A 21,726-nucleotide genomic window follows, 5' to 3' on the forward strand; every position below is an offset into this window, starting at 1 on the left:
CTCATAAAATTCTTTGCAAAACTCATGCCGAACCTCCTGTGCTGTTTGATTAATTTGGATTATATAATATATTTTTTTATTAAACATTGAAAAAATTATGTATTCTTTTTGCACAAATTGAACTCTTTGTTTTATGTGAAATTTAGTGATTCACAACAATGGATTAATTTGATATACTGGAAAAAATTTAATGATGTTGGCTAACGGGAGGGGTTAAAGGGGGACGGAAATTTGCACAAAATAGAAAGAATTCATGCGTTCATTCCAATGTATAAGAAGTCCTGATTTCTCTGAAGCTTTTGTGCTGGGGCATATCCTCAAACAGATAACTCGCTTCGCTCAGACAATCTGTTTGAGGATATAGCACAAAAGCTTCAGAGAAAAGGACTTCTAATACATTTCCATAGGCGCATTCATTCTTTCTATTTTGTGTAAATTTCCTGCATACTGTAAAAGAGCCTTTGTTGATTTGATGTAAATAAAGTAAAATAAGGTTAGTATTTGAAAATAGTATTGTGCTTATGAAATAATAAAACCAACTTCGCTTGCACAATCTGTTGGAGGATATAGTATAAAAGCTTCAGAGAAAAGGACTTTAATACATGTCCATAGACGTATTCATTCTTTTTATTTTGTGCAAATTTCCTGTATACTTTATAAGAGCCTATGATGAGTTAGATAAAAAAATAAAGTAATAAGATTAAAATTTTTGAAAGTTATATTGTGGATTATTTATAAATAAAACAAGTGAAAATAGGAAGAGGTTATTATGGGAAAAATAAATTTAAATGGAAATTGGGGGTTCTGCCTGGATGGTGAAAAGGCAGGTATCAGAAATGAATATTACAAGGAGAATTTTCTGGATACCATAGTACTTCCGGCTACGGTTTCTACTGCAAAGAAAGGAAAGGCTGCTGAGGATATACCATCAGAGCTTATAAAGACCGGTTCACTAACAGATCCTTATTATTTTGAGGGTTATTCCTGGTATTCAAAAACAATTGAAATTGGAGAGTTAAGGGGCAGGGAGTTCTTTTTGGTGCTGGAGCGAACCAGAATATCTCATGTATGGATTGGGGAGGAGTATGTAGGCAGCAATAACAGTCTTTGTACCTCACACAGATATTGTATTACTCCTTATGTTAAAAAGCAGATGAAGCTTACGATTATGGTTGATAATACCTCTTATCCGGTTAACGGAGGGCATATGACCTCGGCGGATACACAGACCAATTGGAATGGTATAACCGGTGAGCTATACATAGAAGAATTGAACAGTATTTATCTCAGTAATGTCAGTATTTATCCTGATGTAGCACAGAGCAGTATTTATGTTAAGGTATCACTGAACGGAGCAGAAAGTACACGAATAAGGGCAGAAGTTTCTTATAAAGGGGAAGGTGTCGGGGTTAAAGATTTTGTTATTGCAGGCGGTGAGAATCAGTTTTCACTAGCTTTAGAAGGTAAAGCATATACCTGGAGTGAACATACTCCTGATTTGTATCAACTAAAGCTTTCTTTGTTATGTGAGGGACAGGATACCACGGTGCTAAAGGAAGCAGATTACAGTTATACTTTTGGGTTAAGAGAATTTAAAGCAGCAGGTCATTATTTTGAAATTAACGGTATTCAAACCTTTTTAAGAGGAAAGCATGACGGTCTTATTTTTCCTCTCACCGGTCATCCGCCGATGGAGCTGGAGGACTGGTTAAAAGTGCTTGGTACTGCGAAGGAATATGGCATTAACCATTATCGTTTTCACACCTGTTGTCCGCCGGAGGCATGCTTTCTTGCAGCAGATCAGCTGGGGATTTATCTGGAACCGGAACTTCCCTTTTGGGGTACTGTAACAGAAGAAGGGGAGGCTGCCCATGATATAGCTGCCCAGCAATATTTAATCGAAGAGGGTTTTCGCATTCTGGATGAGTTTGGTAATCATCCTTCCTTTGTGATGATGTCTTTGGGGAATGAATTATGGGGCAGCAAGAGCGTTTTAGATAGTATTCTTAAGAATTATAAGAGCTATGATAGCAGGCATTTATATACTCAGGGATCTAATAATTTTCAGTTTATGCCTGTTATACTTGAGCAGGAGGATTTCTATTGCGGTGTTCGTTTCTCAAGAGAGCGGTTGTTTCGTGGTTCCTATGCGATGTGTGACGCACCGCAAGGTCATATTCAGACTGCTGTTCCTGATAGTGTTTATAATTATGACAATATGATACGTCCTGAAAAAATGTTGGCAGAGAAAGGGGAAGACAGTGAGGTTACTATTCAATATGGTACAGGTGTAAAGACTGTAAAAATGGAAGAAGCAGAGGAAATCATTCCGGAAGTACCGGTGGTATCTCATGAAATCGGGCAGTATGCCATGTACCCGGACTTTTCAGAAATAAGTAAGTATACGGGGGCATTAAAGGCTGAGAATTTCAAGATATTTAGAGAGCGGCTTAAGGGCAAGGGTATGCTTCACCTGGCAGATGAATTTTTCAAGGCATCTGGGCGATTTGCGGCTGCTTGTTACAAAGCAGAGATAGAGACTGCAGTAAGAAGCAGGGAACTGGCAGGTTTTCAGCTGCTGGATCTTCAGGATTTTTCTGGTCAGGGTACGGCTCTGGTAGGTATTCTGAATGCTTTTATGGAAAACAAAGGTATAATTGAGGCTGAAGAATGGAGAGAGTTCTGTTCTGACGCAGTTATACTGGCAGAGCTTCCGGGTTTTGTATACACAGCCGGAAAAGAATTAACAGCCGGAATCAAACTGGCACTTTACCGGCAGTGTGCTATTATGTCTCCGACAGTTGTGTTAAGCCTCTCAGAGGGTAAAGAAGTTCTGCTTACAAAGGAAATAAGACTAGAGGGTAACTATACAAACGGTGTGCATCAGCTGTGCGATATCACGATAACTTTACCGGAATTGGAGGTACCTAAAAAACTAATGTTAAAGGTTTCTCTAAAAGAGAACAAACCAGATAACAGTTCAGATTACCTTGAAATAAAAAATAATTATGAACTGTGGGTTTATCCAGATAAGAACTTATGTGCCGTAAATAAAGATATTATTATCACAAAGAGTCTGGAGGAAGCTTTGGGTAACCTTAATAGGGGAAAATGCGTCATCCTGTATCCGGATTCCCTGAATGAGAAGAATTCAATAGAAGGAACCTATTGTACAGATTTCTGGTGCTATCCCATGTTCCGGTCCATTTCTGAAAGTATGGGGAAAGCGGTACCTGTTGGAACCCATGGCTTGTATATTAAGAAAAATCACAGAATCTTAAAACATTTTCCCACAGAAGCTTACACAACACCCCAATGGTATGAGCTGATTACGGACTCCAGGGCATGTATACTTGAGAATAGTCAGCTGGAACCTATCGTGTGGACTATTGATAATTTTGAGAGAAATCATAAGCTCGGCAATTTATTTGAGGTAAGAGTGGGAGAAGGAAGACTGCTGGTATGCACCTTTAACCTGGAAAAGAGGAAAAAGCATCCTAACGTAAAATGGTTTGAGTATTGTCTGACAGAGTATGCAGGTTCTGAGGATTTTGAGCCGGAATTTGCTGTTGAGCCAGAGGAACTTAAAAGAATAGGAATTTAGAGTATAAGCTGTTATGATTGCTATTTTATTACAAAAATGTTAACATAAAAGTATTACTTAAGAAAGGAGAAGAAGGCTGTGAAAAAATTACTGAAAAATTTCCGATATAATCAAGGAGGCGGCGTCTTATAATTCTTCTTTATTAAGAAAGGAAATCTTAGGATCAAAATAAGACAGCTTACCGGACAGGTTATGCAGAAAGCAATGGAATGGGAGTATAGGAATGGACAGAATAGCTGCTGTTAAAGAATATGTTGACGGAATTATTAATCGAATAGAGAATCCGGAAGATAGAAAATACGCAATGTTACATACCTACGGGGTTGCCTGGTGCTGTTCTCTTATGGCACAGAAAAGAGGACTGAAGGAAGAAATAGGTTATATCAGCGGACTTTTACATGATATCTATACCTATTTTAGCGGCAGTGCTATGTGCCATGGTCAAAGCAGTGCAGAAATGGCACGCCCGGCAATTAAAAATATGAAGCTGTTCTCAGAGGAAGAAAAGAAGCTTATCTTATCAGCAGTCTTTTATCATTCCATCAAGGACAGAATTCATGAGGAATATGATGAGCTGCTTAAGGATGCAGATATTCTGCAGACATATTATAGTACCAGGAAGCCGAAGATTCCAAATGATGCTCTGCCAAGGCTTAACCGTTTATTAAAGGAATTGAATATCACAACTGAGGTTACAGGATATGAACCGGAGGCAGTTGAGGAAAGCCTGTTATTTAACCGTTTTAAGTTTGCTGCTCTGGCAGAAGCTCTTGCCGGACAGAACATTAAGGGAGAACGGGAGAGTAAGGAGTTCCTTGCGATAATTAAATATTATCCGGAGGTTAATGCCTATGAGGAATTAAAAAACAGTTGGTGTGCAGCTTTTGTTTATCACTGTGCATTAAAGGCAGGTTTGGAGCTTCCCATTAAGCAGCCGCCTTACAAATACCGGTTTGCGGGAGTAGGTACCTGGTATAGTTGGGGAGTGGACAAAGGCTTCGTTTTCAAGGACCGCGAAGGTATTATACCGGAAAGAGGAGATATCGTAATTTACAACAACATTATCCCGGAGGGCAGAAAGCAGGAAAACAGCCCCTGGCATGATCATATCGGCATTCTCTTAAGTATTGAGGAAGATTACTTTCTTGTGGCAGAAGGCAATGTGGATAACGGTAATATTTCAGGAATTGTAAAGAGAAAACGTGACAATACCATTGGATGTTTCTTAAGGATACCAGATGGTATGGAATATGACGGATTCCTTTGTGATTATAAGGCCTCAGAAATATATAAACAGTGATAAAGAATTAAGTTGAAATTGCTAAGTAATAGAATGAAAGAATAAGCAGTAAGCAGAAATAATAGGGAAATGAATGAAATAATAAGCAGTAAGCAGAAATGATGGGGAAATAATAAGCGGTAAGCAAGAAATGATGAGAGAATGAATGAAATAATAAGCAAATAAGCAGAAATAATGGGGAAATGAATGAAATAATAAGCAGTAAGTTGAAATGATGAGCAATAGAATGAAATAGCAACTATATAAGATTATGAGTAAATGAGAAGACAAAAATAGCTGTGAGAAAGAAACGAAAGCAATAACGAGAGGTAATAAAATGTGTAAGAAAATAGATTTTAGTAATAAACCAGTTCTAGAAGGAAGTAAAGTTATCTTAAGACCTTTTATAGAAGCAGACTGTGAGATAATGCTTGCATTACTGGAAGAGCCGGAACTAAGAAAGCTGACAGGTTCTGTATGCAGTGATGAAGAAGCGGATGAACCTTCGCCACAGGAGGAAATCGATAGAACCAGACAATGGTACCTTACCAGGAACCAACAGACAAACCGATTAGACCTGGCAATCGTTGAAAAGGAAAGCGGTAACGTCGTTGGAGAGGTTGTTTATAATGATTACGATGAAGATACAGGGAATGTGAACTTTCGTATACTGATAGGGAAGGCTGGTTGTAACAGGGGGATTGGTTCTGAGGCCGTATCACTATTTATACACTATGGAATGACCGTTCTAAAGGTGCATAAGATCGGGCTAGAAGTATATAGCTTTAATCCGAGAGCAGAGAGGGTTTATCAAAAGGCTGGCTTTGTATTGGAAGGTGTGAAACGGGAAGATTTCAGGTATAATGACGAATATATAGATACCAGGATTTATGGATTGCTGCAAGCTGATTATAAAGAACACATAAAGCATATCGAAAGCTCCTATGAGACTATTTAATGAAACCATTGAGGATACTTTATACGGGTATCTGAAAGTAACAATGACACTTGCCTGCAAAATTGATAATAATTACCACAGAATTAACAACAGGAAGCGAATGTTTTAATGAGAATTATCATATCACCAGCTAAAAAGATGAGAATCGATACGAATACTCTGGCTTACGAGGAACTTCCTCAATTTTTAAAAGATACCGAGTATCTGTCAAAATTTTTAAAGAAATTAAGTTATGAGGAAGCCAGGGAACTCTGGAAGTGTAATGATAAAATAGCATCTTATAATTACCAGCTCCTTAAGAAGATAGATCTACGCAGCAACCTCACACCAGCACTCTTAGCGTATGAAGGGATTCAGTATCAGTATATGGCACCGGTAGTATTTCAGACAAATGAACTGGAGTATGTCAAGGAACACCTTCGCATTTTGTCGGGTTTTTATGGCCTTTTAAAGCCTTTTGACGGGGTAACCCCTTATCGGCTGGAGATGCAGGCGAAGTTGAAAGGGAAGGGTTTTTGCTCTCTTTATGATTACTGGAAGGACAGGCTGGCGGTTCAGTTATTTACTGAAACAGACCTGGTACTAAACCTGGCTTCGGTAGAATACAGCAAATGTATAACCCGTTATCTAAGAGAAGAAGTACAATTGATTACCTGTGTTTTTGGAGAGCTGATTAATGGAAGGCTGATAGAAAAAGGAACCATAGCTAAAATGGCAAGAGGTGAAATGGTACGCTATATGGCAGAATACCAGATAGACAAGCCGGAGAAAATCAAGAAATTTAACAGATTGAATTTCTTATATGCAGAAGAATTATCGAATGATAGTACATATGTATTCCTGCGAAATAATGATAAATAAAAATGGAATTGTATTAACACGAAACCAGAATTACCAATGTTCATAATAAATAAAAAGGTCACAGAAAAATAGTTTTAGGATGGATGGATTAATTGCTGAAATAGCTAAGTTTCCATATGGAATAATAGAAGCAGCCATAATATCAGTTTAAGATTAAGGGTTGCCATATAAGCCTCTGGCTTATATGGCAACCCTTTCTTTTACGGCTCAGTACCAAGAATCAGCACGCCATCATAATAAACTGTTACATTGGCATTAGTTTTATAGGAATAATCGTTAGACTGGTTGTAAGCACTCCAGTCATTTTTATTCTGTCTTGTGTTTACTGACAGAACAGATCCCTGTGATAAGGTATCTTCCGACTGGAAGCTGATCTCAAGATAAGTGTCTGCAGTAGCTTTTGGTGCAGAAAGAGTCTTAAAGGTTCCTTTAGCGGAGCTGGTTATCGCCTTATACCAGGGAGCTTTGTTTAAGGCTAAAGCTGCAGTGTCACAATAAAAAGTTTCATTGCTGCTGCCATCCTTGGTGTAATAATAACGTATTGTAAGCTTATTTAATGTAAGCTCATTACTACCGGAGTTGGTTAGTTTTATATTGTTATAAAGAGTATTTGTGGAAGCAGAGCTGTCTCCGGTATTAGTAAGTGCCAGGTTGTAGTTGCCCCCAGGAGTAACAGTGGGAGTAACAGTAGGGGTAACAGTAGGAGTAACAGTGGGAGTAACAGTAGGGGTAACACTAGGAGTAACAGTAGGGGTAACAGTAGGAGTCACGGTAGGGGTAACAGTGGGCGTCACGGTAGGAGTTACAGTGGGGGTTACGGTAGGAGTAATAGTGGGCGTCACGGTAGGAGTAACGGTGGGGGTCAAAGTAGGTGTTGGGGTACCTCCTGTGAAGGCCGGAAGCTCATCCAGGGTTGTAACAACGTCACTGTTATATACCTTATAAACCATAGAGGATTCCGTATAGGTATTTCCAATACCTCCGTTGTAATCCAGGAGAAAATCGCCGTTCCACACACCAAACCATAACCAATATACATTGTCCCTCTTCATCAGGTCGGGATCCATCATAACACCGTTTTCACTTAAAGTAGCCATTTTACTGCCATTGGAATAATTAACGGTTTTTACGAACTGGTCGGATTGAACACTGTAGTTATGTGCATCGGCATAAATATCAGTTCCTGCAATGTCACAATACTGATCACCCGGATACCAGTCAGCATTCTGACCATTCCATACCCAGATAAGGTTATTCAGATGATGGTAATAGGTCTGACGGTCAAACATAAGCCTGTAGAGCCACAAATAAGGTTCAGCACCTTTGGCACCCCACCAGAACCAGCCGCCGCTGGCTTCATGAAGAGGTCTCCAGAGTATGGTAACACCTTCCTGCTGAAGGGAATCCAGATAACCTGAGATAACATCAATATCCCGAACCATAAGGTAGGCTTCTTCAGAAATCTGCCCGGATTCATACAGAGCTTTGACTTCACTTAAGGGTAATCTGCTTATGTTGAGAGAGGTTACTGCCTTTGACAGGTCGAAGGTAGTGCCCTTGGTATAGAAGTCAGCGCCGCCTTTGGGTGCGTGCCAGTGCCATTGGAAGGAGGTAAGACCACCTTTCACATTCCACTCTTTGGCAAGCCGTACTTCATCAGCATTCTGCCAGCTGCTGGCTGGGGAGCAGAAAATCATGTCGAATAACCGCAGTGCAGGGTATTTGCCTGTGAATTGATAGAGGGCATCGGATTCTTTATCGGTATTTAAAGTACAGGTCTGACCGGCTAAGGTGCTCTTTCCATAAATACTCTTTAAGTAGCTCATGATCTCTTTGGTCTTTGCATTGGCATTGGGATTAACCAAAGCTGAGGTTGCGTTGGTATAAACAGAAGCAGGAACACCTGTACCGTTTTCAATCTTTACATAATCCAGGTCGAACCATCCCCAGCTTTCCTTTATGGAGAGGGTAATGGTTCCGGCTTCGATGTAAATGCTGTTCAGCACCGTATCATGCCAAGCACCATCACCAGTGCTTACAACAGTAGCAACAGAAGCACCGTTAATGAGCAGGAAATTTTCTTTGTAGCTGTCTGCGGCAGTACGAACGGTAATGGTATAGTGCTGTGATGCAGGAATCGTTAGCTGCATGGACCAGGAGTTATTGCTGGCCTGGTTAAACCCGGTAGCATACCCTGTGCCGCTGTACCCTGCCCTTGCAGTGGCAGCTTTTACATTTCCGGCCATTACTGCATTTTCAGCCTCCAGAGTCTGAGAAAATGCTGTGGATACCGTAGTTGCATCCGCAGCAAAAGGGTGTGACAGTAATGCCGTTGCCAGCAAAAGGATTACCAGCAGCATTGCAGTCAGCGATTTTCTTTTTCTTATCATACTTCACCTCTTTCTTGCGCTTCTTTGCGCAGCATGTCATACGAAGCGGTTATAGCCTCGTACAGGGAGCCGCAGCTTATGAACTGCACTCCCAAACCCCTTAAATTACATTGATTTATACGGAAGCTAACTGCAGCTTCCGGTGATAAACATATAGAAACAAGAAACAGGGTCTCTATATTGTTTGTCCAATCGTTTTATTACTAAATTATATGCTAGTCCATGTTTTACATGCCTATGAGTTTTAGATTTAATAAAATTAAAGTCCATACTGCTATTTTCGAATATTTTTCAGGTTCGGTGTAACCTTATTATAAAATACAACGAATAAGGGTTGTATACAAAAGAATTATTAACGGGGTGCACTTCAATGATTCCTGATAAAACATTATATAAAGCCTTCCTCGAGGGGGATATTTCTGCCTTTGAAGAACTGGTAATACGCTATCGCTATAATTTGGTTTATTTTATCCTGCAGTTTCTGAAAGATTATCATAGCTCCGAGGATATAGCCCAGGAGGTATTCGCTTATATTTATCTGCATCCGGACAAATATTCCTCCGAGTACGAGTTTAAGACCTATTTATTTATGTTAGGTAAACGGCGAGCCATCGACTATATAAGAAAACTGAATCGAACGAAAGTAACATCGATAGAGGACCTGCAGCTGGAGGATGTAAGAACGCTGGAGGAAATCATTTATAGTAATGAAGATTCCATAGCACTTAAGAAGGCAGTTAAGGAATTGAAACCGGAATACCGTAAAGTGGTTGTGCTTCAGTATCTTAATGGTTTTTCACTTGCGGAAATCGCTGGGGTTATGGATAAAAGTGTCGGTTCTGTCAAAGTCATATCCCATCGGGCAAAGTTAAAACTGAAAGAAATTTTGGAGAAAGGGGGATGGTCTTATGAAATCTGACCGGGAATTCTTAAACGAGGTATATCAAAAAGCAGAGCAGATGAAAAAAGAGGAAGAAAACCCAGAACGGTTTAAGGGAAAAAGAAAGGCACCTCTCAGATTTGCTTTAACTGCAGCAGCTTTCCTTATATTTCTATCGGCCACTTATGTATTCTATAACATATCCGGGCGGGAACCAGCAACACCGCAGAAGTTCAACATGGAACCGCGTGGTATCAACTTGCCGGATTATATTCAGGAACTTCTTGATACAGCTACAGAAGTTGCAGAAGTACAACCGGTTGAGAACGGGACAGGCACTTACCGGATTCTGAAACTGTATAAGCATTCTCTGGCAGAGGACATTTTAATAAAAGAACTAACCAATCTCATGCCTGTTATTGGGAGGGGAGAAACAGCAATAGTATTCTTAAATACGGGTACTGAGGGATTACAACTCCTTGATGTTTTTACCGGAAAAGAGGATACAAAGGATTATGTAAACAGTACAGGGGATGTGTTAACAGAAGAAAGGCTTGAGGGCTTAGTAAAATAATTGCAATTGTAATAAAATAAAATCATAACAAAGAAAAATATTAAAGAACAAGTGAAAAGAAGTTCATTGTTCTTACAGGAGGATAAGAAATGTTCAAAAAATTACTATGTATTATGATGGTAACCTTATTAACCGTAAGCCTGGCGGCCTGCTCAAAGTCATCCGGTGAAGCTACCTCCAAAGGACCGGAGGGTACGCTAAGTGAAATTATAGATAAGATTTATGAACAGAAAGACCCGGGCCTTAACTTGGAAACCAGAGAAGTAGACCTTACAGATACCAATGCTCTCCAGTATAATACAGGGTTGACCGATGCCACACTTATTAAGGAAGCAACAGTATCAGAGGCACTTATTACCTCTCAGGCCTATTCCATGGCGCTGGTAAGAGTAAAAGACAGTAAGGACACAGAAGCTGTAGCGAAGCAGATGTTAGACGGTATCAATCAGAACAAGTGGATCTGTGTAGGTGCGGATGACTTAAAGGTTACCGCCTCTGGAGACACCATAATGCTTATGATGGTTCAAAGTTCCCTGTCAGATACTGTTACCTCAGATCAGATTGTAGATGCATTCAAAAACGTATGCGGCGGCAAAGTGGATCTGACCTTAGAAAAACAGCAGTAATGGAGTTGCCATGTTATTTTCGAGCATAACGTTTCTATACTTTTTTTTACCGGCGGTACTGATAATTTATTTTCTAGTACCTTATAAGAGTAAGAATTTCATAATTCTCCTTGCAAGCCTTCTGTTTTATGCCTGGGGAGAACCATTGTACAGCATACTAATGGCTGCATCCATTTTACAGGGATATTTTATGGGGCTTCGCATTGAGAGCCTTGCCGGCAGAAAACAGGCTAAGTACTGGATGATCACATCCATCGTGATAAGCCTTGTAATTTTAGGCTTCTTTAAATATTATGATTTCTTTATAGAGAGCTTTAATAAAGCTGCGCATTTATCCCTGCCGGTGCTTTCCATAGCCCTGCCAATGGGAATCAGCTTTTATACCTTTCATATAATGAGTTATGTAATCGATGTGCATCGGGGAAATATTAAAGCAGAGAGAAGTCTTATTACTTTTATGGCCTATTCGACTTTGTTTCCTCAGTTGGTAGCCGGGCCAATTGTTCGGTATGCGGATATTGCAGAGCAGCTTCATAACAGGAAGCACAGTCTCGAGCAGATATACTGCGGCAGCCGGAGATTCTTAGTGGGCCTTTCAAAAAAGGTGCTCCTTGCTAATTCCTTTGGACTGCTGGTTACTCATTTCAGAGCTTCCGAGGACAAATCTATACTATTTTTCTGGCTTTATGCAGCAGCATATACCCTGCAGATTTATTATGATTTTTCCGGTTACAGTGACATGGCAATAGGACTTGGACAGATCTTTGGATTTTGTTTTCTGGAGAACTTTCAGTATCCCTATATAGCAAAGAGTATTACCGAGTTCTGGAGGCGCTGGCATATATCCTTAAGTTCCTGGTTCAGGGATTATGTTTATATACCCATGGGTGGCAACAGGGTCTTAAAGCAAAGGCAGATATTTAATCTGCTGGTAGTGTGGATGTTGACTGGATTATGGCATGGGGCAGCCTGGAATTTCATATTGTGGGGACTGTATTTTGCTGTACTGCTGATACTTGAGAAATTCTGCCTGTTCAAAGGTAAATCCCGGATTCCTTCTGTCCTCTCTCACATTTACGTGCTGGTGCTGGTGATGATAAGCTTTGTTCTGTTTAACGCAGAAAATTTAGACCAGGCAATGGGAGATATCAGAGGAATGTTTGGGCTTACAGGAATCAAGGCAGTTACACAGGAGACGCTGTATTATTTCAGAAGTTATAGTATATTACTGAGCATTGGAGTAATCGGTGCAACGCCGGTTTCCGGCAAGCTATATAAGCGTGTAATCAAAGGGAAAGTGGGAAGCAGTATGGCACTGGTCATAGAGCCGGCAGTATTGATTGGCCTGCTTCTGGTGATTACGGGATATCTGGTGGACGGTTCTTTTAATCCATTTTTGTATTTTAGATTCTAAAAAAGAATCTTGAAATACAGGAGGAGATGAGAAAAGGGGTATGTGGTGAACAAAGACCATAAATGTTACTCATCTATCTTTTCTTACTTATCTGCAGTTCAGCCTTCGGTATTCTGTGGGAGTTATAGAAGTTAATTTCTTAAACTGCCTCATAAAATGAACATCATTTTTGTATCCGCATAAATGTGATATTTCACCAACCGGACAATCAGATTCTGCTAATAGCTCTTTGGCATAAGTAATACGGCTTTCGATGACATCTGACATACAGGTGGTAAAGAAGGTGTCTTTATAGATATTCTGCAGATAACCGCAACTTAAATGCAGCTTATCTGCCATTAACGGTATAGACCAGTCGTTATGCGGATTGCTGTATATTTCGCTTCGCAGCTTAATCAGCTTATCATGAATTCCTGAGTGCAAGGGAGGGAAAATTTTCGTCTCCATCTGCTCTTTTGCTTTTATAAATAACAGCTGCATCAACAGTTCAATGGTTTGTTGTCCATAGGAATTGTTTGAATAGAACTCATTGGCCATTTTCTGAATCAAATCGGAAATATAGTAGTGATTTGATATATATAGGGGGGCATTGAGGGGAATGGGATGCTGCTCAATAAGAACTGGATCACATTCAAAATGTATCCAGTCATTTTGTTTGCCCGCCATGGGCGGGCTCTAATGGGTGAAAGTCCCAAGTGCGCCTAGGCAACGTGGAAGCACATAGCTGAACAACAAGGGTGTCCACCGTGAGGTGGAATCTGAAGGAAGTTGTAGGCAAACTCTTGGTCCGACGGACAGAAATCACATATAAGGCTCTGAAATACGGATAAGTTTGCAAAAGAAGATGAAGTCCAAAAGTTGCTGGAAGTAGGAGTAAATGTGGCGGATAGATGAGAGGAAAGAGCTCGCACCTTAATCGGGGAGGTCTCACAGCGGTATCATTTGCCGAGTAACAACGAACTGTGAGAAGTCAGCATAGTCCGTAGTAGCGAGGAAGTTTCTGTAATGGAAACGGAGCAAAGGGACGAACAATCAATCAGTTGAAGTAGGTTCCGACTTGTAGTAAACACAACATCTGTCGATGACGTCAAAGATGGTGGAAACGAACGGGACAGAAAGGAAACAACGCATGGACACAAATAGTCTAATGGAGCAGATATTAGCCAAAGATAATCTCAATAAGGCGTATCTGCAAGTCATACGAAACAAAGGAGCAGAGGGTGTGGACGGAATGGAGTACACAGAACTTGGTGAATACCTTTTGAAGAATGGCGAAACAATTAAAGAACAATTGCGGACACGAAAGTATAAACCGCAACCAGTAAGGCGTGTAGAGATACCAAAACCAGAAGGAGGAGTCAGGAAACTGGGAGTACCAACAGTAACGGACAGATTTGTTCAACAAGCAGTAGCACAGGTACTCACTCCGATATTCGAGGAACAGTTTCATGACCACAGCTACGGATTCAGACCGAGTCGTTGTGCCCAGCAGGCGGTGCTTACAGCGCTGGAAATGATGAACGATGGGCACAGTTGGATAGTGGACATTGACCTGGAAAAGTTCTTTGACACAGTAAATCATGACAAGCTGATGACAATAATAGGAAGAACAATCAAAGATGGAGATGTTATCTCGATAGTTCGAAAGTTCTTAGTTAGCGGAGTGATTATAGATGATGAATACGAGGATTCTATTGTAGGAACACCTCAAGGTGGAAATATTTCACCACTTTTAGCAAACATCATGTTAAATGAACTGGATAAGGAAATGGAATCAAGAGGATTGGATTTTGTCAGATATGCAGACGACTGTATTATTATGGTCGGAAGCGAACTGGCAGCTAGCAGAGTAATGAAAAGCATTTCAAAGTTCATAGAAGAGAAGCTTGGATTGAAGGTAAATGTTAGCAAGAGCAAGGTGGATAAACCAAAAGGAATAAAGTATCTGGGATTTGGATTTTACTATGACACATTTGCCAAACAGTATAAAGCTAAACCACACGCTAGTTCAGTTGCAAAGTTCAAGGCAAAAATGAAGAAATTTACTTGCCGAAGTTGGGGAGTTAACAATAAGCACAAAATAGAGAAGCTAAATCAGTTGATTCGAGGTTGGATAAATTACTTCAAAATCGGTAGTATGAAGAAACTATGCAAGAATTTTGATGGAACTATTAGATATAGGCTTCGCATGTGCATATGGAAACACTGGAAAACACCAAAGAATAGAGCAAAGAATCTAATAAAACTGGGAATACCTAAATGGGCGGCAAGACGAACCTCTTATGCAAAGGGATTTGCAAGAGTATGTCGAAGTTCAGATATAAGCCAAGCAATAAATAATGAGAGATTAGCCCAGTTTGGACTAATCTCAATGTTGGACTATTACATCGAAAGGTGTGTTACTTGTTAAGTTGATTGAACCGCCGTGTACCGAACGGTACGCACGGTGGTGTGAGAGGTCGAAATTTCTCTGTTAAGAGAAATTTCTCCTACTCGATTATATTCTGCACCAAAAGCTCTGTAGTCATGTGGGGAATTTCTGTCGTAAATTATCAGGGTATTAGGAGGTGTGGATATTAACTCCCCTGAAATGTTAAATAATGCAGGAGATTTGACCAGTAATAGAAGGTACCATTCATAGCCGTTGGGACGATTGACGGCAAAGCTGTTTTCGTGTGTAGAATTGCAACCCATACGAAGTATCTTGAACATATGATTTCCACCTTAGAATATATCAGTTTATTCTTATTATAGTTTATTGATAGTTAAATTGCAATTTATTATACTGAATGTTACTAGTGCAATATTGCTTAAGCGAAAACTATCTTATTTTTTATCAGTAAAAAGGTGATACTCATGCCGTTTGTTGGCACTGATCAAAAGGTATTTTAAGGAGGAAATGAATGAACGCAAGATTATTTAGGAATCACTTTGTACGAAAAGAAATCCCTCTTGACCCAGTATGGGATTTCCATACCTTGAACTCCGAGGAGGAAATACAGGAGGAATTTAAAATGCTTGTACCGGGATGCTGGGAGAGCAATCCAAAGCTTTCATCCTACAAAGGAAAAGCAATATATTCTAAGAAAGTTACCTTTGGCGGTAATGCCCGTCTGGTGTTCAAAGGAGTAAGTCATACTGCATACGTTTATCTCGATAAAAAGCAGATTGGGTACCATTATAATGCATATACCGAGTTCAGTGTACTTTTACAGGATATACCTTATGGGGAACATCTATTGGAGGTTAAGGTTGATAATACATTTCACGAAGAATCCGCTCTTCATGTAAGTAATGATTATTACTCCTATGGTGGAATTACACGTCCGGTAGTAATGGAAGAGGTTGATGAACTCTTTATTAAATATGTACATTTTATCCCATACAGGGAAGCGGGTAAATGGTATGCTGCAATCAGGGCTCTTGTAACTAATCTAACCAATGAGCCAAGGGAGGTAACCCTGAAGATAAAGTTAGGGGAAGAAAATCTTACATTTGATGAAAATATACTTCTTCCTGGTACGGACACATTTATTGAGAATACTTTTGAAATCCCATATGCAATTCCGTATACACTGGAAGAGCCTAAACTCTATATGATGAATGCTATGCTTATTTACAAGGATAAAATAATAGATGATCTTATTGACAGAGTAGGTTTTCGCGATATAAAGGTCAAAGGGAAGGATATATTATTCAACGGGAAAAAAGTTACTATCAAAGGAGTGAACCGCCATGAAGATTATGCGGAATTCGGCTGTGCGGTTCCAATCGAAGCAATGTACCGAGACATTGAAATCATCAAGTCATTAGGTGCAAACTGCATTCGTACCTGCCATTATCCGAATGATGAACGTTTCCTTGATTTATGTGATGAAAACGGAATTCTTGTATGGGAAGAAGCTCATGCAAGAGGTTTGAACGAAGCACAGATGAAGCATAAGAATTTTGAGCAGCAAAGTGCGGACTGTATTAGAGAAATGATTGAAAATCATATAAACCATCCTTCTATCTATGTGTGGGGGATTTTAAATGAATGCGTAAGTAACACAGAGTTTGGAAGAGCCTGTTATGCAAAGCAATTCCAATTGATTAAGAAGCTGGACACCAGTCGTCCGGTAACCTTTGCCAGTCTGGAGGCTCATATTGGTTCTGATTTATGTCTGGACCTGGTCGATATAGTATCCTTTAATATCTATCCTGGCTGGTATCATAACACCCCGGTAACTGATTCCTTGGAGACGCTTAAAGCTTTCGTCAATCGTTCGGAAGGTGCTGGGAAACCATTACTAATCAGTGAAATAGGCGCAGCTGCAATCTATGGACATAGGAGCAATAATCTGGAAAAGTGGACCGAGGAGTATCAGCAGGCCATTTTATCAGAGCAGTTAAATTCCATATTATCCGATGAGGAATTAAGCGGTGTGATAATCTGGCAGTATGCTGATTGCAGGGTAGATAACGGGTGGTTTCACGGCAGACCCAAATGCCAGAATAATAAAGGGATAGTAGATAATTATCGAAGAGAAAAGTTAGCTTATAAAACTGTAAAAGAAATATATCATTCTTATCAGAGATAGAGTATGGTCTGAAGGCAAATAACATCGGAGGATTGACTACCAAAAATGTTTCGATAACAGCAAGAGAAGGAGAAACAGGGAGCTTAAGAATATAGTACATGGTTAAGGAATGCTATATTAAAATTGAGGAATATCTTATACCGGCGGCGGTATCACTTGTAGGCTTGAGCTGTTTTGAGAGAGGGGTTGTTATTCAATAACATCTGTATAACTGTAACTTTAGAGAGTGTAATCACGAATAAGTAATGTAAAGATAAGTAGAAAATTCAGCAGCATCCCGTAAGGCATCTGTACTTCCTTAAGGCAGTTGAATTACTTTAGGGCAGCAGGTTAACCATATATATTATTACTAATAGAATTAGCTGCTATATTAGAAATGAGGAAGTAATGAAAGATAGAATAAAGTATGTAATTGGCATATCATCACTGCTTATCACCTTATTCACCCTCTCAGTTATAAATTGTCTGAAACCTCAGGCAGAATTCTCTGACAGCGAGAGAAGAAAGTTAAAGCAAAGGCCGGAATGGTCCGCAGAACTTCTCCTTTCTAACAGGATGGGAGATGCTTTTGAAGGCTATGCCATGGATCAGTTTCCTTTCAGAGATACTTTCAGGAGAATCAAAGCTTATACCCTCTATAATCTATTTCAGGAGAAAGATAATAACGGTATTTATATTGCCAATGGATTTGCAGAAAAGCTTAATTATCCTTTAAAGGAGGCATCTCTTTCCAATGCCTTGAATAGATTTCAATCTCTCTATGATACTTATCTGGCTGAAAGTAGAGGTAATATATATACCTGTATCGTTCCTGATAAGGGTTATTATCTGGCTGAGAAGTACGGTTATCCCCATATGGATTATGACCGACTTTATGATACCATAAGAGCTGGAATGAAGTATGCTGAATTTATAGATATCAGAAATCTTCTGGAGATAAAGAGCTATTACAAGACGGATACACATTGGAGGCAGGAGATGATAAAGCCTGTGGCAGAAGAACTGTTAAGCATTATGGGAGCAGAGGATATCCATGAGCATCAATATCAGGAAATTACACCGGAAACACTTTTTTATGGAGTCTATTACGGGCAGTCTGCTTTGCCTTTGGAAAAGGAGTATATTACGTATCTGACCAATGAGCTTTTAGACAGTTGTATTGTCTATAACTATGAGAAAGACAGTACCTCCGGGATATATGATCTCAGCAAGCTTAAAGGCAGAGATCCTTATGAACTGTTCTTATCGGGTTCGGTTCCTTTGCTAACAATTGCAAATCCCAAAGCTGCAGGAGAGAAAGAGTTAATAATATTCAGAGATTCCTTTGGCAGCAGTCTGATACCCCTGTTGGCAGAAGCTTATTCTAAGATAACTCTGGTGGATATCCGCTATATATCCAGTGCAATTTTGGGGGATTATATTGAGTTTAATGGGCAGGATGTACTGTTCCTGTATAGCACCCTTCTCTTAAATGACAGTTTTAGTATGAAATAAACCAGTGCTTCATCCTTTTATAGTGCAAAATGCACATAAGAGAATGAAGCATTTTTATGTCATAAAAGCTTGTAATATATCTAAATTATGGATACAATCAAAAGGTAGAATATAAATGAGGTTATATAGAATTACGAACAGAAGATATTCACAAATGAAGGAGAGTGTTATGTATTTAATACCGGAACCACAAAAAATGATAATGGAAGAGGACACCGGCTTTGTCTTAAGATACAACGGGCGCATAACTGTTAGCAGCTTATGTGACAGACAAGCCGTAGCTCATGCCGCAATATTGAAAGAGGAAATCCTCAGACAGCTGGGTTTTCATTACCTTATTTCCAAGGGAGAAAAAATATCAGGAGAGCTGTTTCTTGGCCTAAAGACAACTTTGCACCCGGAAGGCTATCAGTTAATTATTACCAAGGACACCATAGAATTGTATGGTGGCAGCAGTGCAGGGATATTGTATGGAATCCAGACCTTACGCCAGATAATTAATTTTAAGGGAGCGGTACTTCCGGCCCTTACCATTGAAGATTATCCGGTCATAGAGAACAGGGGCTTCTATCATGATATAACCAGAGGACGTATACCGACTTTACAAAGTCTTAAGGAACTTGCGGATAAGATGTCCTACTATAAAATGAACCAGTTGCAGCTATATATTGAACATAGTTTTCTATTTCGTAATTTCAGTGAAGTCTGGCGGGATGATACGCCGCTTACTGCTGAGGAAATACTTGAGCTGGACCAATACTGCCGCAACCTGCACATAGATCTTGTGCCCTCTATTGCTACCTTTGGGCATCTTTATAAAGTACTTCGTACAAAGACCTATTCACATCTTTGTGAACTGGAGGGAGCGGAAAAGGAACCTTTCTCCTTCTATGAAAGAATGGGTCATCATACCCTTGATATTTCTAATAAAGATAGTTTTGCCTTTATTACAGAGATACTTCAGGAGTTTATCCCTTTATTTTCATCTGAATATTTTAATCTGTGTGCAGACGAGACCTTTGACCTGGGAAAAGGAAAAAGTAAAGCGATGGCTGAAAAGGTCGGACTTGACAACATGTACATAGACTTTGTAGGACAAATATCTGAGTTTCTTATTAGTAAGGGAAAAAAGCCGATGTTCTGGGGAGATATTATCTGCGGGTTTCCGGAAGCTGTTAAGAAACTTCCTGAGGGTGTAATCTGCCTCAATTGGGGATATGAACCCAATGAAAGTGAGGACAATACCAAAGCACTTAAAGAGGCAGGCGCACTTCAATATGTATGTCCCGGGGTTAATGGCTGGAACAGGCTGATAAATAATTACAGATCTGCTTATGATAATATCAGCAGAATGAGCAGCTATGCAGTTAAATATCAGGCAGAAGGAATTTTAAATACGGATTGGGGCGATTTTGGACACATTAATCACCCGGAATTTTCCTTAGCAGGAATGATCTACGGAGCAGCCTTTTCCTGGAATGCAAAAAGGCTGGAATTTGAAGATATTAATTGTAAAATATCGAGACTTGAGTATGGAGATGCAACAGATACCTTTTTGTCCGTAGTGAATACATTATCAGAACAGAATGCGGTTACCTGGTATGATGTAATATGTTTTAAGGAATTAAAGGAAAATGCCATTAAAGGAAAACCCTATTCACCTGTACTGGAAGATATCAGTTGGGATGAGATTAACGCAACCAATGTAAAAATAGATAACTGTTTAACCCTTCTTTATCGGATACTGTCCACCGCCAGACAGGAGAAGCGCTATCTTTATAAGGCTTATTTCATAGCAGGGGCAGGCATGAAGCTCTTCAATGAGATTGGTGCTTTTGCAGTCTGCGGTCCCTGTACGGCAGATGCAAAGGAACAGGGAAAGGAGCTTGCTGTAAGGCTTGAATACTGGCATCAGGAATATAAGGAGCTGTGGCGCAGTGTCAGTAAGGAATCCGAACTCTACCGTATCAGCGAAGTTGCTTTCTGGTATGCGGATTATCTGAGAGTCCTGTAAAATGGATATTGAATCAATGTTGCTTTTCGGTTATACTCTACATCATATGGCATTTGTCGAAAAGGAGAACTAAAAAGCAATGAAATTCTATCTTGCACCCTTAGAAGGGATAACCGGGTATATCTACCGAAATGCATTTCACACCTATTACGGTCAGGTAGATAAATATTTTTCACCCTTTATAACAACAAATTCGGATTTGGCCTTTAAGAACAAAGATATTAAGGATATTCATCCGGATAATAACAAAGGAATGGTCTTGATACCCCAGCTGCTTACCAATAACGCCAGTAGTTTTATTAGTGCTTCGGAAAAGATAAAGCAGTATGGATACAATGAAATAAATTTAAACCTTGGTTGTCCCTCCGGCACGGTTGTATCCAAAAATAAAGGTTCCGGCTTTTTAGCCCTCAAAGAGGAACTGGATAGATTTTTGGAAGAGATTTTTGAAAAGTCTGTTACAGAGATTTCAATTAAGACCAGAATTGGAAAAGAACAGCCGGATGAATTCTATGATCTGATTCAGATCTATAATAAATATCCTCTTAAGGAGCTGATTATTCATCCGAGAATTCAGAAGGATTTCTATAAGAACAAACCAAATCTGACGGTCTTTGCCGATGCCCTGAAGACCAGTAAGAATCCCGTCTGCTACAATGGAGATATCTTTACACTTAAGGATTTTAAAGATTTCAATCAGAGATTTCCGGAAGTGGATACCTTAATGCTTGGCAGAGGGCTTCTTGCCTATCCGGGATTGATTGCTGCCATTAAGGAAAATAAGCAGCCGGATAAGGAGGTCTTCAGGCAATTTCATGACCGAGTGTATAATGATTACCGTAAAGTCCTTGCTCCTGACAGGAACGTATTGTTTAAGATGAAGGAATTATGGATCTATATGAGTACTGTCTTTACTGATTATGAGAAGTACCTGAAAAAGATTAAGAAATCAGAACAGTTAGACAGTTATGAAGAAACGGTTGAGAAGCTCTTTCGTGAGCAGGAAATTGTGATTGAATAAATATTAAATGATTAAAAGCAGTTTTTCACAA

The 21,726-nt window shown here is 39.7% G+C and carries 15 protein-coding genes; 13 read left to right on the forward strand and 2 right to left on the reverse strand.

The window, feature by feature from the left end:
* Window positions 1–769 precede the first annotated feature (769 nt).
* The 4 genes from BR73_RS0108255 to yaaA all read left to right on the forward strand — a co-directional run bounded on the left by BR73_RS0108255 (window position 770) and on the right by yaaA (window position 6,702).
* Window positions 770–3,604, forward strand: a complete 2,835-nt coding sequence (locus BR73_RS0108255; protein ID WP_033165145.1) for a beta-glucuronidase — start codon at window positions 770–772, stop codon at window positions 3,602–3,604.
* Between the two features lie 223 nt (window positions 3,605–3,827).
* A complete protein-coding gene (locus BR73_RS27260; protein ID WP_051685058.1) occupies window positions 3,828–4,904 on the forward strand; it encodes an HD domain-containing protein in 1,077 nt (358 codons plus the stop codon).
* Window positions 4,905–5,220: 316 nt separating this feature from the next.
* The gene (locus BR73_RS0108265) at window positions 5,221–5,841 is read left to right on the forward strand and encodes a GNAT family protein (RefSeq protein WP_051685059.1); all 621 of its coding nucleotides are present in this window, start codon (window positions 5,221–5,223) and stop codon (window positions 5,839–5,841) included.
* A gap of 108 nt (window positions 5,842–5,949) precedes the next feature.
* Window positions 5,950–6,702 carry a peroxide stress protein YaaA gene (yaaA, locus tag BR73_RS0108270; RefSeq protein WP_033165146.1) on the forward strand — a complete coding sequence of 251 codons (753 nt, stop codon included), beginning with the start codon at window positions 5,950–5,952 and terminating at the stop codon, window positions 6,700–6,702.
* Window positions 6,703–6,902: 200 nt separating this feature from the next.
* Here yaaA and BR73_RS0108275 read toward each other — a convergent pair whose 3' ends face one another.
* Window positions 6,903–9,092: a glycosyl hydrolase gene (locus BR73_RS0108275; RefSeq protein ID WP_033165147.1), complete on the reverse strand. Its 2,190-nt coding sequence runs from the start codon at window positions 9,090–9,092 to the stop codon at window positions 6,903–6,905.
* 370 nt (window positions 9,093–9,462) lie between these two features.
* Between BR73_RS0108275 and BR73_RS0108280 the strand changes: the two genes are divergently transcribed.
* From BR73_RS0108280 to BR73_RS0108295, 4 genes are all read left to right on the forward strand, one after another.
* A complete protein-coding gene (locus BR73_RS0108280; protein ID WP_033165148.1) occupies window positions 9,463–10,011 on the forward strand; it encodes an RNA polymerase sigma factor in 549 nt (182 codons plus the stop codon).
* Window positions 10,001–10,546, forward strand: a complete 546-nt coding sequence (locus tag BR73_RS0108285; RefSeq protein ID WP_033165149.1) for a hypothetical protein — start codon at window positions 10,001–10,003, stop codon at window positions 10,544–10,546. Before BR73_RS0108280 ends, BR73_RS0108285 begins: the two co-directional genes overlap by 11 nt.
* A gap of 89 nt (window positions 10,547–10,635) precedes the next feature.
* Entirely contained in the window at window positions 10,636–11,172 is a 537-nt protein-coding gene (locus BR73_RS0108290) for a hypothetical protein (RefSeq protein WP_033165150.1), read from the forward strand.
* Window positions 11,173–11,317: 145 nt separating this feature from the next.
* Window positions 11,318–12,586, forward strand: a complete 1,269-nt coding sequence (locus tag BR73_RS0108295; RefSeq protein WP_347463298.1) for an MBOAT family O-acyltransferase — start codon at window positions 11,318–11,320, stop codon at window positions 12,584–12,586.
* Window positions 12,587–12,673: 87 nt separating this feature from the next.
* Here the strand turns inward: BR73_RS0108295 and BR73_RS0108300 are convergent, their stop codons facing one another.
* Window positions 12,674–13,252 (reverse strand): AraC family transcriptional regulator, encoded by a 579-nt coding sequence (locus BR73_RS0108300; RefSeq protein WP_081848579.1) that lies wholly within the window; start codon window positions 13,250–13,252, stop codon window positions 12,674–12,676.
* Between the two features lie 463 nt (window positions 13,253–13,715).
* On the opposite strand from BR73_RS0108300, the gene ltrA reads away from it, so the two are divergent.
* The 5 genes from ltrA to BR73_RS0108325 all read left to right on the forward strand — a co-directional run bounded on the left by ltrA (window position 13,716) and on the right by BR73_RS0108325 (window position 21,695).
* Window positions 13,716–14,996: a group II intron reverse transcriptase/maturase gene (gene ltrA, locus BR73_RS0108305; protein WP_035297454.1), complete on the forward strand. Its 1,281-nt coding sequence runs from the start codon at window positions 13,716–13,718 to the stop codon at window positions 14,994–14,996.
* Window positions 14,997–15,489: 493 nt separating this feature from the next.
* Window positions 15,490–17,166, forward strand: a complete 1,677-nt coding sequence (locus BR73_RS0108310) for a glycoside hydrolase family 2 TIM barrel-domain containing protein (protein WP_033165152.1) — start codon at window positions 15,490–15,492, stop codon at window positions 17,164–17,166.
* Window positions 17,167–17,553: 387 nt separating this feature from the next.
* On the forward strand, window positions 17,554–18,660 hold the full coding sequence (locus tag BR73_RS0108315; protein WP_033165153.1) for a DHHW family protein: 1,107 nt from the start codon (window positions 17,554–17,556) through the stop codon (window positions 18,658–18,660).
* Between the two features lie 169 nt (window positions 18,661–18,829).
* On the forward strand, window positions 18,830–20,674 hold the full coding sequence (locus tag BR73_RS0108320) for a glycoside hydrolase family 20 zincin-like fold domain-containing protein (protein WP_033165154.1): 1,845 nt from the start codon (window positions 18,830–18,832) through the stop codon (window positions 20,672–20,674).
* A gap of 79 nt (window positions 20,675–20,753) precedes the next feature.
* Complete coding sequence (locus tag BR73_RS0108325; protein ID WP_033165155.1) at window positions 20,754–21,695, forward strand: tRNA-dihydrouridine synthase family protein; 942 nt, start codon at window positions 20,754–20,756, stop codon at window positions 21,693–21,695.
* The last annotated feature ends 31 nt before the right edge of the window (window positions 21,696–21,726 follow it).

The organism is Clostridium sp. KNHs205, from assembly GCF_000702945.1.
In the GTDB taxonomy this organism is placed as follows: Bacteria; Bacillota; Clostridia; order Lachnospirales; family Lachnospiraceae; genus Anaerocolumna.

What these genes read in the sequence shown, in the direction of transcription:
- BR73_RS0108255 (WP_033165145.1), top strand. Translation starts at nt 770, where the DNA reads ATGGGAAAAATAAATTTAAATGGAAATTGGGGGTTCTGCCTGGATGGT.
- BR73_RS27260 (WP_051685058.1), top strand. Translation starts at nt 3,828, where the DNA reads ATGGACAGAATAGCTGCTGTTAAAGAATATGTTGACGGAATTATTAAT.
- BR73_RS0108265 (WP_051685059.1), top strand. Translation starts at nt 5,221, where the DNA reads ATGTGTAAGAAAATAGATTTTAGTAATAAACCAGTTCTAGAAGGAAGT.
- yaaA (WP_033165146.1), top strand. Translation starts at nt 5,950, where the DNA reads ATGAGAATTATCATATCACCAGCTAAAAAGATGAGAATCGATACGAAT.
- BR73_RS0108275 (WP_033165147.1), bottom strand. Translation starts at nt 9,092, where the DNA reads ATGATAAGAAAAAGAAAATCGCTGACTGCAATGCTGCTGGTAATCCTT.
- BR73_RS0108280 (WP_033165148.1), top strand. Translation starts at nt 9,463, where the DNA reads ATGATTCCTGATAAAACATTATATAAAGCCTTCCTCGAGGGGGATATT.
- BR73_RS0108285 (WP_033165149.1), top strand. Translation starts at nt 10,001, where the DNA reads ATGAAATCTGACCGGGAATTCTTAAACGAGGTATATCAAAAAGCAGAG.
- BR73_RS0108290 (WP_033165150.1), top strand. Translation starts at nt 10,636, where the DNA reads ATGTTCAAAAAATTACTATGTATTATGATGGTAACCTTATTAACCGTA.
- BR73_RS0108300 (WP_081848579.1), bottom strand. Translation starts at nt 13,252, where the DNA reads ATGGCGGGCAAACAAAATGACTGGATACATTTTGAATGTGATCCAGTT.
- ltrA (WP_035297454.1), top strand. Translation starts at nt 13,716, where the DNA reads ATGGACACAAATAGTCTAATGGAGCAGATATTAGCCAAAGATAATCTC.
- BR73_RS0108310 (WP_033165152.1), top strand. Translation starts at nt 15,490, where the DNA reads ATGAACGCAAGATTATTTAGGAATCACTTTGTACGAAAAGAAATCCCT.
- BR73_RS0108315 (WP_033165153.1), top strand. Translation starts at nt 17,554, where the DNA reads ATGAAAGATAGAATAAAGTATGTAATTGGCATATCATCACTGCTTATC.
- BR73_RS0108320 (WP_033165154.1), top strand. Translation starts at nt 18,830, where the DNA reads ATGTATTTAATACCGGAACCACAAAAAATGATAATGGAAGAGGACACC.
- BR73_RS0108325 (WP_033165155.1), top strand. Translation starts at nt 20,754, where the DNA reads ATGAAATTCTATCTTGCACCCTTAGAAGGGATAACCGGGTATATCTAC.